This is a genomic window from Variovorax sucrosi, from assembly GCF_051216635.1.
Classification (GTDB): domain Bacteria; phylum Pseudomonadota; class Gammaproteobacteria; order Burkholderiales; family Burkholderiaceae_C; genus Variovorax.
Map to the genome: position 1 here is coordinate 140,331 of NZ_JBPJZU010000001.1, position 13,428 is coordinate 153,758.

At 67.3% G+C, this 13,428-nt stretch carries 14 protein-coding genes; 6 read left to right on the top strand and 8 right to left on the bottom strand.

Features of this window, described 5'->3' with window-relative positions; translation table 11 throughout:
• Positions 1–3 precede the first annotated feature (3 nt).
• The 6 genes from ACSFBE_RS00610 to ACSFBE_RS00635 all read left to right on the top strand — a co-directional run bounded on the left by ACSFBE_RS00610 (position 4) and on the right by ACSFBE_RS00635 (position 5,193).
• Entirely contained in the window at positions 4–981 is a 978-nt protein-coding gene (locus ACSFBE_RS00610; RefSeq protein WP_435488428.1) for a LysR substrate-binding domain-containing protein, read from the top strand.
• Positions 982–1,331: 350 nt separating this feature from the next.
• Positions 1,332–2,231, top strand: coding sequence for a transporter substrate-binding domain-containing protein (locus tag ACSFBE_RS00615; RefSeq protein WP_435488429.1), 900 nt, complete (start codon positions 1,332–1,334; stop codon positions 2,229–2,231).
• Between the two features lie 94 nt (positions 2,232–2,325).
• A complete protein-coding gene (locus ACSFBE_RS00620) occupies positions 2,326–3,054 on the top strand; it encodes an amino acid ABC transporter permease (protein WP_435488430.1) in 729 nt (242 codons plus the stop codon).
• Between the two features lies 1 nt (position 3,055).
• Positions 3,056–3,724, top strand: a complete 669-nt coding sequence (locus ACSFBE_RS00625) for an amino acid ABC transporter permease (RefSeq protein ID WP_435488431.1) — start codon at positions 3,056–3,058, stop codon at positions 3,722–3,724.
• Between the two features lie 12 nt (positions 3,725–3,736).
• Positions 3,737–4,474, top strand: a complete 738-nt coding sequence (locus ACSFBE_RS00630; RefSeq protein ID WP_435488432.1) for an amino acid ABC transporter ATP-binding protein — start codon at positions 3,737–3,739, stop codon at positions 4,472–4,474.
• Between the two features lie 305 nt (positions 4,475–4,779).
• Positions 4,780–5,193, top strand: a complete 414-nt coding sequence (locus ACSFBE_RS00635; protein WP_435488433.1) for a GreA/GreB family elongation factor — start codon at positions 4,780–4,782, stop codon at positions 5,191–5,193.
• Positions 5,194–5,221: 28 nt separating this feature from the next.
• Here the strand turns inward: ACSFBE_RS00635 and ACSFBE_RS00640 are convergent, their stop codons facing one another.
• From ACSFBE_RS00640 to ACSFBE_RS00675, 8 genes are all read right to left on the bottom strand, one after another.
• Positions 5,222–6,259, bottom strand: coding sequence for a DctP family TRAP transporter solute-binding subunit (locus ACSFBE_RS00640; RefSeq protein WP_435488434.1), 1,038 nt, complete (start codon positions 6,257–6,259; stop codon positions 5,222–5,224).
• A 32-nt stretch (positions 6,260–6,291) separates the two neighbouring features.
• Positions 6,292–7,590, bottom strand: a complete 1,299-nt coding sequence (locus tag ACSFBE_RS00645) for a TRAP transporter large permease (protein WP_435488435.1) — start codon at positions 7,588–7,590, stop codon at positions 6,292–6,294.
• Complete coding sequence (locus tag ACSFBE_RS00650; protein WP_435488436.1) at positions 7,587–8,141, bottom strand: TRAP transporter small permease; 555 nt, start codon at positions 8,139–8,141, stop codon at positions 7,587–7,589. The genes ACSFBE_RS00645 and ACSFBE_RS00650 overlap by 4 nt, the downstream gene beginning before the upstream one ends.
• Before the next feature lie 117 nt (positions 8,142–8,258).
• Positions 8,259–9,440 (bottom strand): amidase, encoded by a 1,182-nt coding sequence (locus tag ACSFBE_RS00655; RefSeq protein ID WP_435488437.1) that lies wholly within the window; start codon positions 9,438–9,440, stop codon positions 8,259–8,261.
• Between the two features lie 52 nt (positions 9,441–9,492).
• A complete protein-coding gene (locus ACSFBE_RS00660; RefSeq protein ID WP_435488883.1) occupies positions 9,493–10,482 on the bottom strand; it encodes an ABC transporter ATP-binding protein in 990 nt (329 codons plus the stop codon).
• Between the two features lie 28 nt (positions 10,483–10,510).
• Positions 10,511–11,548, bottom strand: coding sequence for an ABC transporter ATP-binding protein (locus ACSFBE_RS00665; protein WP_435488438.1), 1,038 nt, complete (start codon positions 11,546–11,548; stop codon positions 10,511–10,513).
• Positions 11,545–12,438 carry an ABC transporter permease gene (locus ACSFBE_RS00670; RefSeq protein WP_435488439.1) on the bottom strand — a complete coding sequence of 298 codons (894 nt, stop codon included), beginning with the start codon at positions 12,436–12,438 and terminating at the stop codon, positions 11,545–11,547. Before ACSFBE_RS00670 ends, ACSFBE_RS00665 begins: the two co-directional genes overlap by 4 nt.
• A gap of 3 nt (positions 12,439–12,441) precedes the next feature.
• Positions 12,442–13,395, bottom strand: a complete 954-nt coding sequence (locus ACSFBE_RS00675) for an ABC transporter permease (RefSeq protein WP_435488440.1) — start codon at positions 13,393–13,395, stop codon at positions 12,442–12,444.
• Positions 13,396–13,428: the final 33 nt, after the last annotated feature.

Genomic DNA, 13,428 nt, shown 5'->3' on the forward strand with positions numbered 1-13,428 from the left:
CCCATGGAAACCAAGTGGCTCGAAGACTTCGTCAGCCTGGCTGAGACCCGCAGCTTCAGCCGCTCGGCCCAGTTGCGCCATGTGACGCAGCCGGCTTTTTCGCGACGCATCCAGGCGCTGGAAGGCTGGGCCGGCACCGACCTGGTCGACCGCTCGTCCTATCCGACGCGCCTGACGCCCGCCGGACAGACGCTCTACAGCCAGGCCATCGAGATGCTGCAGGGCCTGCAGAGCACCCGGGCCATGCTGCGCGGCCACTCGGGGACCGCCCACGACGTGATCGAGTTCGCGGTGCCGCACACGCTCGCCTTCACCTTCTTCCCGGCCTGGGCGACGATGCTGCGGGAGCATTTCGGTCCGCTCAAGACCCGGCTGATCGCCCTCAATGTGCACGACGCGGTGCACCGCCTGGTCGAAGGCAGCTGCGACCTGCTGATCGCCTACCAGCATCCGTCCCAGCCGCTGCAGCTCGACACCAACCGCTACGAGATGGTGCTGCTGGGCCACGAGGTGGTGGCGCCCTGGGTCAAGCCCGATGCCGAAGGCGCGCCGCGCTATCGCCTGCCCGGGCGCCCCGGCCAGCCGCTGCCCTACCTCGGCTACGCGCCGGGCGCCTATCTCAGCGGTGTGGTCGACCAGCTCATCAAGGACTCGGGCACCGCCATCCACCTCGACCGGGTCTATGAAACCGACATGTCCGAGGGCCTGAAAGCCATGGCGCTCGAGGGCCATGGCATCGCCTTCCTGCCGCAGAGCGCCGTGCGCCAGGAGGTGAAGGCGCGCAAGCTGGTCAGCGCGCTGCCACCGGAGATCGACAGCCTCGAAGCGACCATGGAAATTCGCGCCTACCGGGAGCGTCCGATGGCGGCGCCGGCCAAGGGCGCGCGCAGTGGCAAGTCGGCCGACGAGGCGTCCACGCGCAAACGCGCGGTCGATGCGCTGTGGGCCTACCTGGTCGGCGCCCAGCCTGCCGCCACCTGATGCTGCATTGCAAAAACTATGACGTGCGCGCATGACGACGCCCGCATCCGGCATTGGTCACGCGCTTGCACGCCGCATACAGTCCGCGGGGTGCTGTCACATGGAAGAGTCATGGTCGAAGCGTGTGATTTTTCACGCAAGGGGTGGGTCGGTCGGGAGGCCGGGCACAAAGGCTGCTTAGTACCCTTCGATCGACGCAAGATAGACGGTCCGCACCAATGCGGACCGCGCATTTGGGCCCGGGTAAATCTGGTGCGCGCAGGCGCCCCAACTTGGGCCGGGTAAGCCCGTAGATGCGGATGTCTAGAATTTCGTTGTATTCCTCTCAGTCAATTTCAGGAGTTTTCCCTATGAAGAAGCAAGCAGTGGCGCTGATGATCTCGGCGCTGGCCGCCGGTGGCGCGTTCGCGCAGGCCACCGACACCCTGGCCAAGATCAAGGCCTCGGGCGTCATCACCGAAGGCGTTCGGGAATCCTCCGGCCTCTCCTACACCCTGGGCAATGGCCAGTACACCGGCTTCCATTACGACATTTGCGCCAACGTCATCAAGGACCTCGAAAAGGCCGTCGGCAAGAAGCTCGAGACCAAGTACCAGCCGGTGACCTCGCAGAACCGTATCCCGCTGGTGCAGAACGGCACCGTCGACATCGAGTGCGGCTCGACCACCAACAACGCCACGCGCCAGAAGGACGTGGCCTTCGCCGTCACCACCTACGTCGAAGAAGTGCGCATCGCCGTCAAGGCCAACTCGGGCATCACCAAGATCGCCGACCTGAATGGCAAGACCGTTGCCACCACCACCGGCACCACCTCGGTGCAGACGCTGCGCAAGAACGAGCGCGCCACCGGCGTCGACTTCAAGGAGCTCTACGGCAAGGACCACTCCGACAGCTTCCTGCTGCTCGAGTCGGGCCGCGCCGATGCCTTCGTGATGGACGGCTCGATCCTCGCCTCCAACATCGCCAAGTCGAAGAACCCGGCCGACTTCAAGGTCGTCGGCGAAGTGCTGAGCGTCGAGCCGATCGCGATCATGATCCGCAAGGACGACCCGGCCTTCAAGAAGGCGGTCGACGACAGCATCAAGGCCCAGATCAAGTCTGGCGAGCTGAACAAGCTCTGGGACAAGTGGTTCCTGCAAGCGATCCCGCCAGCGAACGTGAAGATCGGCCTGGCGCTGTCCGACGCGACCAAGGACGCCTGGGCGAACCCCAACGACAAGCCGATGGAAGAGTACGCAGTCAAGAAGTAAGTCAACGCCGGTCAACGCGCCAACGCCCGCCACTTTCGGCGGGCGTTTGTTTTCGCGATCGGCATAACAACAGTCGACGAGAAGGAGAAACCCGATGGGATCGAATTGGGATTGGCAGGTCTTCTTGCAAGACCCGGGCGGGAAATTCCCGACCTATTGGCAATGGATGCTGTCGGCCTGGGGCTGGACGCTGTCGGTCGCGCTGCTGGCGCTGATCGTGGCGCTGGTGCTGGGCTCGCTGATCGGCATCATCCGCACGCTGCCCGACAGCCCGTGGCTGGTTCGCCTGGGCAACGCGTGGGTGGAACTGTTCCGCAACATTCCGCTGCTGGTACAGATCTTCCTCTGGTATCACGTCATCCCGGCGATGATTCCCGTGATGAAGGGCGTCCCGAGCTTCGTGCTGGTGGTGCTGGCGCTCGGCTTCTTCACCTCGGCGCGGATCGCCGAGCAGGTGCGCTCCGGCATCCAGGCGCTGCCCAAGGGCCAGCGCTACGCGGGCATGGCAGTGGGTTTCACCACCGTCCAGTACTACCGCTACGTGATCCTGCCGATGGCCTACCGCATCATCATTCCGCCGCTCACCAGCGAGACGATGAACATCTTCAAGAACTCGTCGGTCGCCTTCGCGGTGTCGGTGTCCGAACTCACCATGTTCGCGATGCAGGCGCAGGAAGAAACCTCGCGCGGCATCGAGGTCTATCTCGCGGTCACCGGGCTCTACGTGATCTCGGCCTTCGCGATCAACCGCCTGATGGCGCTCATCGAGAAGAAGACGCGGGTGCCGGGCTTCATTGTCTCGGCCAGCGGCGGAGGCCACTGACATGATGAGTCTCGATTTTTCCTTCTACAACTGGGAAGTCATCAGCAACTTCGTGCTGAAGGGCTTCTACTTCAGCATCTTCCTGACGGTGGTCGCGACCATCGGCGGCGTGCTTTTGGGCACGGTGCTGGCGCTGATGCGGCTGTCGGGCAAGAAGTGGCTGGACATGCCGGCGGCCGTCTACGTCAACGGCATGCGCAGCATTCCGCTGGTGATGGTGATCCTGTGGGTCTTCCTGCTCGCGCCGTTCCTGATCGGCCGGCCGATCGGGGCCGAAGTGTCGGCGGTCGTGACCTTCATCGCCTTCGAGGCGGCCTACTTCAGCGAGATCATGCGCGCGGGCATCCAGTCGATCCCACGCGGCCAGGTGAACGCCGGCCAGGCGGTGGGCATGACCTACGGCCAGAACATGAAGCTGATCATCCTGCCGCAGGCCTTCCGCAACATGCTGCCGGTGCTGCTCACCCAGACCATCATCCTGTTCCAGGACACCTCGCTGGTCTATGCCATCGGCGCCTACGACATGCTCAAGGGCTTCGAGACCGCCGGCAAGAACTACGGCCGCCCGATCGAGGCCTACCTGCTGGCAGCCGTCGTTTACTTCATCATGTGCTATGCGCTCTCGTACCTGGTCAAGCGCCTGCACAAGAAGATTGCCATCATCCGTTGAGGAGAGATTGAAATGATTGAAATCAAGAACGTTTCCAAATGGTACGGCCCGGTGCAGGTGCTCAACGATTGTTCGGTGAGCATCAAGAAGGGCGACGTCGTCGTGGTCTGCGGCCCCTCGGGTTCCGGCAAGTCGACCCTCATCAAGACGGTGAACGCGCTCGAGCCTTTCCAGAAGGGCGAGATCACCGTCAACGGCATTCCGCTGCACGACCCCAAGACCAACCTGCCCAAGCTGCGTTCGAAGGTCGGCATGGTGTTCCAGCACTTCGAGCTGTTCCCGCATCTGTCGGTGACCGAGAACCTCACGATCGCGCAGATCAAGGTGCTCGGCCGCAGCGCGGACGAAGCCAAGGTGCGCGGCCTGAAGATGCTCGACCGCGTGGGCCTGATGGCGCACAAGGACAAGTTCCCTGGCCAGCTCTCGGGCGGCCAGCAGCAGCGCGTGGCCATTGCGCGTGCGCTGTCGATGGACCCGATCGTGATGCTGTTCGACGAGCCCACCTCGGCGCTCGACCCCGAGATGGTGGGCGAAGTGCTCGACGTGATGGTGGCCCTGGCCAAGGAAGGCATGACCATGATGGTGGTCACGCACGAAATGGCCTTCGCCCGCAAAGTCGCGAGCCGAGTGATCTTCATCGACGTCGGCGGCAAGATCCTGGAAGACTGCCCGAAGGACGAGTTCTTCAGCCATCCGGAGAACCGGCAGCCGCGCACCAAGGATTTCCTGAACAAGATCCTGCAGCACTGAGCTGCCAGCGCCGCGAACGACAAGCCCCGCACTGCGGGGCTTTGTTTTTGGCGAACCCGCATGGCCGGCAGGTGTATGCATGCCACCGGCGCCGGACCGGCCTACGATGGGGCCATGCGTCCTTTCGCGCCCTCCCTTGCCTGCGTTTTCGCGGTGCGGCTGCGCGCGGAACCTCATCGCATGCCGGGTCGACGTGCCGTTGCACAGTCCTGAGCCCGGCGATCCCTTTCCCCCTTCTTCTATCGCGCCGCTGGATCACCGGGCACCCGCTGTCCCGGCGTTTTTCTTCCCAGGAGCGATCCCTCATGAACCCAGATGCCATCGCGGTGCTCGCGGCCCGTACCCTCACCGACCTCGACCATGCCCGGCTCGGCAAGTACGCCGACGGCCTGCCGGCCAGCGCCATCCAGAGCGTGCTCGACAACGCCGAACTCGTCGCGCCCAGCGAGATCGCAGCCGACGTCGTCACGATGCGCTCGCGCGTCGAGGTGGTCGAGCCCATGGGCGTGCGCCACCGGCGGACGCTGACGCTGAGCTACCCGTCTGACGCCGACCCCGCCACGGGCTGCATTTCCGTCCTGTCGCCCGTCGGCACCGCGCTGCTCGGGTTGCGGGTAGGCGACGTGGCGAGTTGGGTCGCCCCCGATGGCTCGGGCGGGCAGCTGCAGATTGCCGCCATTGCCTACCAGCCGGAAGCCAGCGGCGAATACCTGCTGTAGATCCGCGCCGCGCCCGCCATCGATCGCCTCAGGGCTGCTTGCGCGCTGCGATCGCCTTCTCGGCCTTGTCGACCAACGCGTTGCCGACCGTCGGCTTCCACTTGGCGTAGACCGACCGCGTCGCCGTCACGAAGGCCTCGCGTTCGGCCGGCGACAGCTGCGTCACCGTCACGCCCATGCCGGCGATCTCTTTCAGCAGCGGCTTGTCGGCTTCGATCAGGCCCTTGCGCGCAATGGCGATTTCCTGCTTGCCGGCATCGATGGCCGCCTGCCGGACGATCGCCTGGTCGGCCGGTGTCCACGAGGCCCAGATCTCCTTGTTGACGACGAAGATCAGCGGGTCGGCCACATAACCCCAGGCAGTGAGGAATTTCTGGCCAACGTTCTGCATCTTCAGCACGGTGAAGAGGAACAGCGGGTTCTCCTGCCCATCGACGGCGCCGCTGGCCAGCGCAGGCTGCGCATCGGCCCAGCTCATCTGCGTCGGATTGGCGCCGAGCGCGGTAAACAGGTCGGCGAACAACGGCGAGCCGACCACACGGATCTTCATGCCCTTCAGGTCGGCCGGCGACCGGATGGCGCGCTTGGAGTTGGTGAGCTCGCGGTAGCCGTTCTCGCCCCAGGCCAGCGGCAGCACGCCCGCCTTGTCGATCGCGGCGAACAGCTCCTTTCCGACCTCGCCCTGGGTGAGCGCGTCGATCGCCGCATAGTCCGGCATGAGGAAGGGCATCGAGAACAGGTTCAGCTGCTTGACCTGCGGCGACCAGTTGATGGTCGAGCCGACCGCCATGTCGATGACGCCCTGGCGCAGCGCGCTGAACTCGCGCGTCTGGTCGCCCTGGATCAGCGACGTGCCCGGGTACAGCTTGATGTTGATGCGGCCCTGGGTGCGCTCTTTCACCAGGTCGGCCCAGATCTTCCCGGCCTGGCCCCAGGGCGTCGGCGGGCCGAGCACCAGCGACATTTTGTATTCGGGCTTGTAGGCGGCCTGCGCCATGGCACCGGTGGTGAAGCCCATGGCCGTGGCGACGAGCGCGAGGCCCAGCAGGGTGCGGCGGAATTTCATGACCTTGTCTCCTTGTTGTGAACGAAAGCGAATCAGTAGCCGAGGCGGGCCGGCAGCCACAGCGCCAGCGGCGGCCACGCGATCACCGCCACCATCACCAGGAACATCGCGAACAGCATCCAGCCGACCCAGCGCACGGTCTCTTCCATGCGAACGTTGGCGATGCGGCACGACACCATCAGGTTCACGGCCAGCGGCGGCGTGAACTGGCCCAGCGCCACCTTCAGCGTGAGGATCACGCCGAACCACACCGGGTCCCACTTGTAGAACTGCACGATGGGCCACAGCAGCGGCACGAAGATGAGGAAGATCGACACGCCATCGAGGAACATGCCCACCGTGATCAGCATGACGATCAGCAGCGCCAGCACGCCGTATTCGCCGAGGCCTGAATTGGTGATGGCCTTGGCCACCGGGTCGATCACGCCGAGCGTCGACAGCGAATACGCGAAGATGCCCGCGAGCGACACCACCAGCAGGATCACGGCCGACAGCTCGCCCGCTTCGCGCAGGATGACGAACAGGTCGCGCACCTGGATCGTTCGGTAGATCACCATGCCGACGAAGAGCCCGTAGAACACCGCGACCACCGCCGCCTCGGTCGGCGTGAACCAGCCGGCGCGCATGCCGCCGAGGATCAGCACCGGCGCGGCCAGGCCCCAGGTCGCTTCGCGAAAACTCTTCCAGAATTCAGGCCGCGGCATGCTGGCTTCGAGCGCGCCCATCTTGTGCTTGCGCGCCATCCACACCGCCGGAATGATGAGCGCGAACCCGGCCAGGATGCCGGGGATCATGCCGGCTGCGAAAAGCGCCGGCACCGATGCGCCCGGCACCAGCACCGAGTACACGATGAACGCGACCGAGGGCGGGATCAGGATGTCGGTCGCCGCCGCCGCGCCGACCACGCTGGCCGAGTAGGCCGGTGGATAGCCGGCGCGCGACATCGCCGCGATCATCACGGCGCCCACCGCGGCCGCATTCGCCGGGCCCGAGCCCGAGATGCCGCCGAGGAACATCGCCACCAGGATGGCCACCATCGGCAGCATGCCGGGCCCACGCCCGACGATCGCCACCGCGAAGTTCACCAGCCGCAGGGCGACGCCGGAGCGGTCGAAGATCGAGCCGACCAGCACGAACATCGGGATCGCCAGCAGCGGGTACTTGCCGAGGCCGGCGTAGAAGTTCTGCGGCACGGCCAGCAGGCCGAACCATTGGGCGTCGGCGTTGGCCAACGCGATGCAGGCGGCACCGGCCAAGCCCAGCGCCGCGCCGATCGGCACGCCGACCAGCATCAGCACCACGAAGGCGACGAAGAGCAGCGTCGCGATCATTCGGCGCCCCGGTCGTCACGGCGGCCGCGGCGGATGAAAAGCCCGATGGCCCGCAGCGCGATGGCGGTCGACACGATCGGCAGCCAGATCGAATACCACCAGGCCGGCACGCCGATGCCCGGCGAGGTCTCGTCGAAGCGGTAGTCGTCCCACACCATCCGCACGCTCAGCGCGGCGATCAGCAGGAACAGGGCGGCCACCAGCACCGCGCCGAACTGCGACAGCCGCTTGCGCCGCGCCATCGAGCCGCTGTCGGAGAAGTATTCGATGCGGATGTGCCGGTCGCGCGCGACGGCCGCGGAGCCGGCCACCATGGCCAGCAGGATCATCAGGAAGACGGAGAACTCCTCCGTCCACGCGAAGGACGAGTCGGTGAAGTAGCGCACCAGCACGTTCGCGAAGGTGATGCAGGCCAGCAAGCCCATGATGATCACCGTGGCCCAGTCCTCGATGGCGAGCGGCACCTTGGCCGGCTCGTCGGCTGCTGCAATCTGTGGGGGGAGGGGGCTGGCGGCGTCCAGCGTCGGGCCGGACTCGGGGGGGAAGGACATCGGGAAGAAGCGCAGAAGCAGCACGGAACGGGCTGCGGCGATCCTAGCCACTTGTGCCCGTGCGCCTCATGGGGGTTTTCCGGGGCCGCAGCGCAGGCGGCCGCCGTCCGCGCCGCACTAACCGCCGATGCGCTCGGCCAGCGCCACCAGCGAGCGGTCCGAGCCGGCCGGGCCGAGCAGCGAAATGCCCAGCGGCGCGCCGTCGCGCTGCGCCAGCGGCATCGACAGCTGCGGAAAGCCGCTGAGCCCCGCCACGCACAGCATGCGGATCGAATCGTTGCGGTAGTCCTCGAGCGTGCTCTCGGCCGCGCTGCGCAGCGGTGCGATGTCCGGCATGGTCGGCATCAGCAGCACACCGTCGTCGCCCAGCAGGGCGGCGAGCTTTTCTCGGAAGGCGATGCGGAAGGCGCGCGCGGTGTTGACCTGCGCGTCGGTCACCTCGCGCGACCAGGCGAAGCGCTCGGCCACGCCGGGGCCCAGCGGTGGCGCGAAGCGTTCGATCATCGGGCCATCGGTGAGCCACGATTCGCGGCCCTGGATGTAGCGGAAGTTCCAGTACATCGCATCCCATGAGTCGAGCGCGATCTGCGCGACGGGCGCCGCTTGGCCCAGCACCGATTGAATGCGCTCGGCCGGCACAGCCAGCGCCTGCGTCACCGGCGCGCTCAGCATTGCCCACACGTCCTGCGGCCAGAGCAGCCGCGGCTTCGCGGGCAGCGGTTTCGCATCGGTGCCCAGCAGCACGTCGGCCACGCGTGCGAAGGTGCCGATGTCGCGCGCGAACCAGCCGCAGGTGTCGAGGCTGGGCGCGAGGTCGAGCACGCGCTCCAGGCTGATGCGACCGTGCGTCGGGCGCAGGCCGTACAGATTGCAGTGGTTGGCCGGCGCGCGCACCGAGCCGCCGGTGTCGGTGCCCAGCGCGAAGTCGCACAGGCCGGACGACACGGCCGACGCCGAACCCGACGACGAGCCGCCGGTGATGCGGTCCTTCGCGGCGCCGTTGATCGGCGCGCCGAAGTGCGCGTTGTTGCCCGTCATCGAGAAGGCGAGCTCGTCGGTCACGGTCTTGCCGACGAAGTGCGCGCCGGCGTCGAGCAGCGCCTGCACCGCGGGCGCGGTCTGCGTCTTGATGCCCGACATCGCCAGCACGATCGGGCTGCCGCCGCCGGTCGGATAGCCGGCCACGTCGAACAGATCTTTCGCCGCGAAGCGCAGGTCCGACAGTGGGCCGGTGGCGGTGGTCTTCACCGGCACGTCGGGGTAGGGGACGAAGGCGTGAGCGGGGTCGTGCAGGTGCATGGGGGCTGTCTCGGAGCGGAGGTTGAAGGGGCGGCGCGCGCCGCTTCGCAGGTTAAGCGACCAGCACCGGCGCGATGGCCGCGGCCGCATCGGTGCGGATGCAGCGGGCGCGATGGCCCGGCGCCAGTTCGATCGCCGGCGGCTGCTCGGCGCGGCAGGCGTCGATCGCCAGCGCGCAGCGCTCGGCGAAGGCGCAGCCGGGCGGCAGCGCGGCGAGATCGGGCGGGGCGCCGCCGATCGTCTCCAGCCGCGTGCCGCGCGCCATCGCGCCGTGTGCGCGGCTCTTGAGCAGGGCGATGGTGTAGGGGTGGCGCGGCGAACGGATCAGCTCGCGCGCCGTGCCTTCCTCGACGATGCGCCCGGCATACATCACGGCGATGCGGTCGGCCACTTCGACGGCGGCGCCGATGTCGTGCGTGACGAACACCACCGACAGGCCGAGGTCGCGCTGCAGCTCGCGCAGCAGCAGCAGGATCTGGATCTGCACCGTCGCGTCGAGCGCGGTGGTGGGCTCGTCGGCCAGCAGCAGTTGCGGGCGGCAGGCCAGGGCCAGCGCGATCATCGCGCGCTGGCGCATGCCGCCCGACATCTCGTGCGGGTAGGCCTGCAGGCGGCGCTCGGGGCTGGGGATGCGCACGCGCTCGAACAGTTCGAGCGCGCGCTTGTGCGCCTCCGCGGCCGTGACCTTCTCGTGGCGGCGGATCGATTCGACGATCTGCGCACCGACCGAATACACCGGGTCGAGCGCCAGCAGAGGCTCCTGGAAGATCATCGACGCGACCTTGCCGCGGAAGTCGTTCAGTTCGCCCTGCGACATCGCCAGCACGTCGCGCCCGGCCACGCGCACCTGGCCGCCCATGCGGGTGCGGCGCTCGGGGTGCAGGCGCAGCATCGTGCGCATGGTCACGCTCTTGCCCGAGCCCGATTCGCCGATCAGCGCGACCACTTCGCCGCGCTTCACGTCCAGGCTCACGCCGCTGACCGCATGCACCGGCTTGCGCCCGCCGCTGAAGGTCACGCTCAGGTCGCGCAGGCTCACCATCGGCTCGTTGTCGTCCGTCGTGTTCATGTCATGCGGCCTTCAGAAGAGGCGCGGCGTTCGGGTGACCGCTGCCGGGTTCGTACATCAGGCAGCTCACCGCCTGCTGAGCGCCCGCCAGAACGCGCGCCGGCACGCGCTCGCTGCACACCGGCGCGGCCATCGCGCAGCGCGGGTGGAAACGGCAGCCCGACGGCGGGTTGATGGGGTTGGGCGGGTCGCCCGCGAGCGCGGCCTCTTCGGTGCGGTTGTCCGGGTCCATCGAGGGCATCGACGACAGCAGCGCGCGGGTGTACGGGTGCGCGGGCTGGTCGTAGAGCGCATCCGACGGGCCGATCTCGGCCACCTGCCCGAGGTACATCACCATCACGCGGTCGCTCATGTAGCGCACCACGTTCAGGTCGTGGCTGATGAAGACGTAGGTCAGCCCGAACTCGGCCTTCAGGTCGAGCAGCAGGTTGATCACCTGCGCCTCGACCGACTTGTCGAGCGCCGATACGGCCTCATCGAGGATCACCATGCGCGGCTGCAGCGCGAGCGCGCGCGCGATGTTCACGCGCTGGCGCTGGCCGCCCGACAGCTCGTGCGGATAGCGCTCCGCGAAGCGCTGCGGCGCCAGGCCGACCCGCGCCAGCAGGTCGCGGGCACGCGCGACCGACGCCTTCTGCGAGACGCCGTGCACCTGCGGCCCGAAGGCCACCGAGTCCTCGATGGTCAGCCGCGGGTTGAGCGATGCGTAGCTGTCCTGGAACACCATCTGCACCTGGCGGCGGAACTCCTTCAGCGGCAGCTCGCGCCCACCGACGAGGCGGCCGTCGTACACGACCTCGCCGGCGGTCGGGTCGATCAGCTGCATCAGCAGGCGCGCGGTCGTCGACTTGCCGCAGCCCGATTCGCCGACCACGCCGAGCGTCTCGCCCTTGAGGACTTCGAAGTCCACGCCGTCGACCGCGCGCACCACGCCGCCGCCGCGACCGAAGGGGTCCTTCTTGAGCGGGAAGTGCTTTTGCAGGCCGCGGATGGTCAGCAGCGGCTGCGCCGGTCCGCCGATGTCGTCGTGAAGGCTCATGACTTGTTGTCCATCGCCGAACGCAGCCCGTCGGACAGCAGGTTGAAGGTGATCGAGGTGATGAAGATCATCAGCCCCGGCAGCGCGGCGACCCAGGGCTGAACGTAGATGGCGGTGCGCAGCGTGTTGAGCATCAGGCCCCACTCGGGTTCCGGCGGCTTCACGCCCAGGCCCAGGAAGGACAGGCCCGAGGCCAGGATCATCGACACCGCGATCAGGCTGGTGGCGTAGACGAAGATCGGGCCGAGCACGTTGCCCAGCACGTGCACCCGCACGATGGTGAAGGCGTTGGCGCCCGAAGCGCGCGCCGCTTCGACGTAGTCGCGCCCGCGCACCTGCGTGGTCACGCTCTCGGCCACCCGCGCGATCTGCGGGATGAAGACGATGGTCAGCGAGATCAGCGAATTGAAGATGCCCGCGCCCAGCACGCCCGACAGCGCAATGGCCAGCAGCACCGAGGGGAAGGCGTAGAACACGTCGATCGTGCGCATGATCAGCGTGTTGACGATGCCGCCGGCATAGCCCGCCACGATGCCGATCACCGAGCCCGCCATGAAGGCGCAGATCACCGGCGTGATGCCGATGAACAGCGACAGCCGCGCACCGACGATCAGGCGCGACAGCATGTCGCGGCCGAGTTCGTCGCTGCCCAGCGGCAGGCCCTCGGTGCCGATCGGCTTGAGCCGCTTGAGCATCGACGACTGGTAGGGGTCGGCCGGCGCGAGCCAGGGGCCGAACACCGCCAGGCCGATCAGCAGCAGCACGACGAAGGCCGCGCCCATCGCAACCGGGTCGCGCGTGAAGCGCAGCATGGCCGAGGTCCAGTAGCCGCGCGAGCGTTGCGCCGGCAGCGGCGCCACGTCGGCCGGAGAAACAGTCAGGGTCGCCATGCGTCAGGCCCTCGCAATGCGCGGGTCGAGCAGCGTCTGCAGCACGTCGACCAGCAAATTCAACACGACGAAGAAGAGCGCCAGCACGAGGATCGTGCCCTGCAGCAGGGGCAGGTCGCGCTGGAAGATGGCGGAGTTCAGCAGAAAGCCGGTGCCCGGCCAGGAGAACACCGTCTCGATCAGGATCGAGCCGCCCAAGAGGTAGCCCAGCTGCAGGCCCATCACGGCCAGCGCGGTGGGTGCTGCGTTCTTCACCATGTGCCGGAACACGCCGAGGTGCGTGAGCCCCTTGGCGCGCAGGCCCACGATGAATTCCTGGTCGAGGATGTCCGACACCAGCGCCCGTACGGTGCGCGCGATGATGCCCATCGGGATCACCGACATCGTGATGGCCGGCAGCACCAGGAACTGGATGTGCTCCCAGCCCCACTTCCAGTCGCTCGACCCGCCCGGGCCGGCGCCCGTCGCCGGCAGCAGCATGAGCTGCGAGCTGAACACGATGACCATCACCATGCCCAGCCAGTAATGCGGCACGCTCACGCCCAGCACCGACAGCATCGACGCGGCACGGTCGAGCCAGGAGTTGCGAAAGTAGCCGGCCACGAAGCCGAACAGCGAGCCCAGCACGAAGCCGATGAAGGTCGCCACCACCGCCAGCCGCAGCGTGTTGCCCACCGCGGTCATCACCTCGCCGGCGACGGCGCGGTTGCTGGCGATCGACACGCCCAGGTCGCCGTGCATGGCGCGCCAGACCCACATCGCGAACTGCTCGGGCAGCGAGCGGTTGAAGCCGTAGAGCTCCCGCAGTTGCGCCTGCAGGTCGGCCGAGGCGTCGGGCGGCAGGATCGACACCAGCGGATCGCCGGGTGCGAGATGGACGAGCAGGAAGCACACGAGTGCCACGCCGATCATGATCGGCACGGCATAGATCACGCGGCGCAGGAGGTAGGCGAACATGGGCTGGCTTCGAAGGCTGGCGAGAAGAACGCC

Bases quoted from the DNA above. Each gene is read 5' to 3' on its own strand.
- ACSFBE_RS00640 (WP_435488434.1), bottom strand. From the start codon at position 6,259: ATGAAATTCCGCCGCACCCTGCTGGGCCTCGCGCTCGTCGCCACGGCC.
- ACSFBE_RS00645 (WP_435488435.1), bottom strand. From the start codon at position 7,590: ATGATCGCGACGCTGCTCTTCGTCGCCTTCGTGGTGCTGATGCTGGTC.
- ACSFBE_RS00660 (WP_435488883.1), bottom strand. From the start codon at position 10,482: ATGGTGAGCCTGCGCGACCTGAGCGTGACCTTCAGCGGCGGGCGCAAG.
- ACSFBE_RS00675 (WP_435488440.1), bottom strand. From the start codon at position 13,395: ATGTTCGCCTACCTCCTGCGCCGCGTGATCTATGCCGTGCCGATCATG.
- ACSFBE_RS00615 (WP_435488429.1), top strand. From the start codon at position 1,332: ATGAAGAAGCAAGCAGTGGCGCTGATGATCTCGGCGCTGGCCGCCGGT.
- ACSFBE_RS00650 (WP_435488436.1), bottom strand. From the start codon at position 8,141: ATGTCCTTCCCCCCCGAGTCCGGCCCGACGCTGGACGCCGCCAGCCCC.
- ACSFBE_RS00630 (WP_435488432.1), top strand. From the start codon at position 3,737: ATGATTGAAATCAAGAACGTTTCCAAATGGTACGGCCCGGTGCAGGTG.
- ACSFBE_RS00665 (WP_435488438.1), bottom strand. From the start codon at position 11,548: ATGAGCCTTCACGACGACATCGGCGGACCGGCGCAGCCGCTGCTGACC.
- ACSFBE_RS00635 (WP_435488433.1), top strand. From the start codon at position 4,780: ATGAACCCAGATGCCATCGCGGTGCTCGCGGCCCGTACCCTCACCGAC.
- ACSFBE_RS00620 (WP_435488430.1), top strand. From the start codon at position 2,326: ATGGGATCGAATTGGGATTGGCAGGTCTTCTTGCAAGACCCGGGCGGG.
- ACSFBE_RS00670 (WP_435488439.1), bottom strand. From the start codon at position 12,438: ATGGCGACCCTGACTGTTTCTCCGGCCGACGTGGCGCCGCTGCCGGCG.
- ACSFBE_RS00655 (WP_435488437.1), bottom strand. From the start codon at position 9,440: ATGCACCTGCACGACCCCGCTCACGCCTTCGTCCCCTACCCCGACGTG.
- ACSFBE_RS00610 (WP_435488428.1), top strand. From the start codon at position 4: ATGGAAACCAAGTGGCTCGAAGACTTCGTCAGCCTGGCTGAGACCCGC.
- ACSFBE_RS00625 (WP_435488431.1), top strand. From the start codon at position 3,056: ATGATGAGTCTCGATTTTTCCTTCTACAACTGGGAAGTCATCAGCAAC.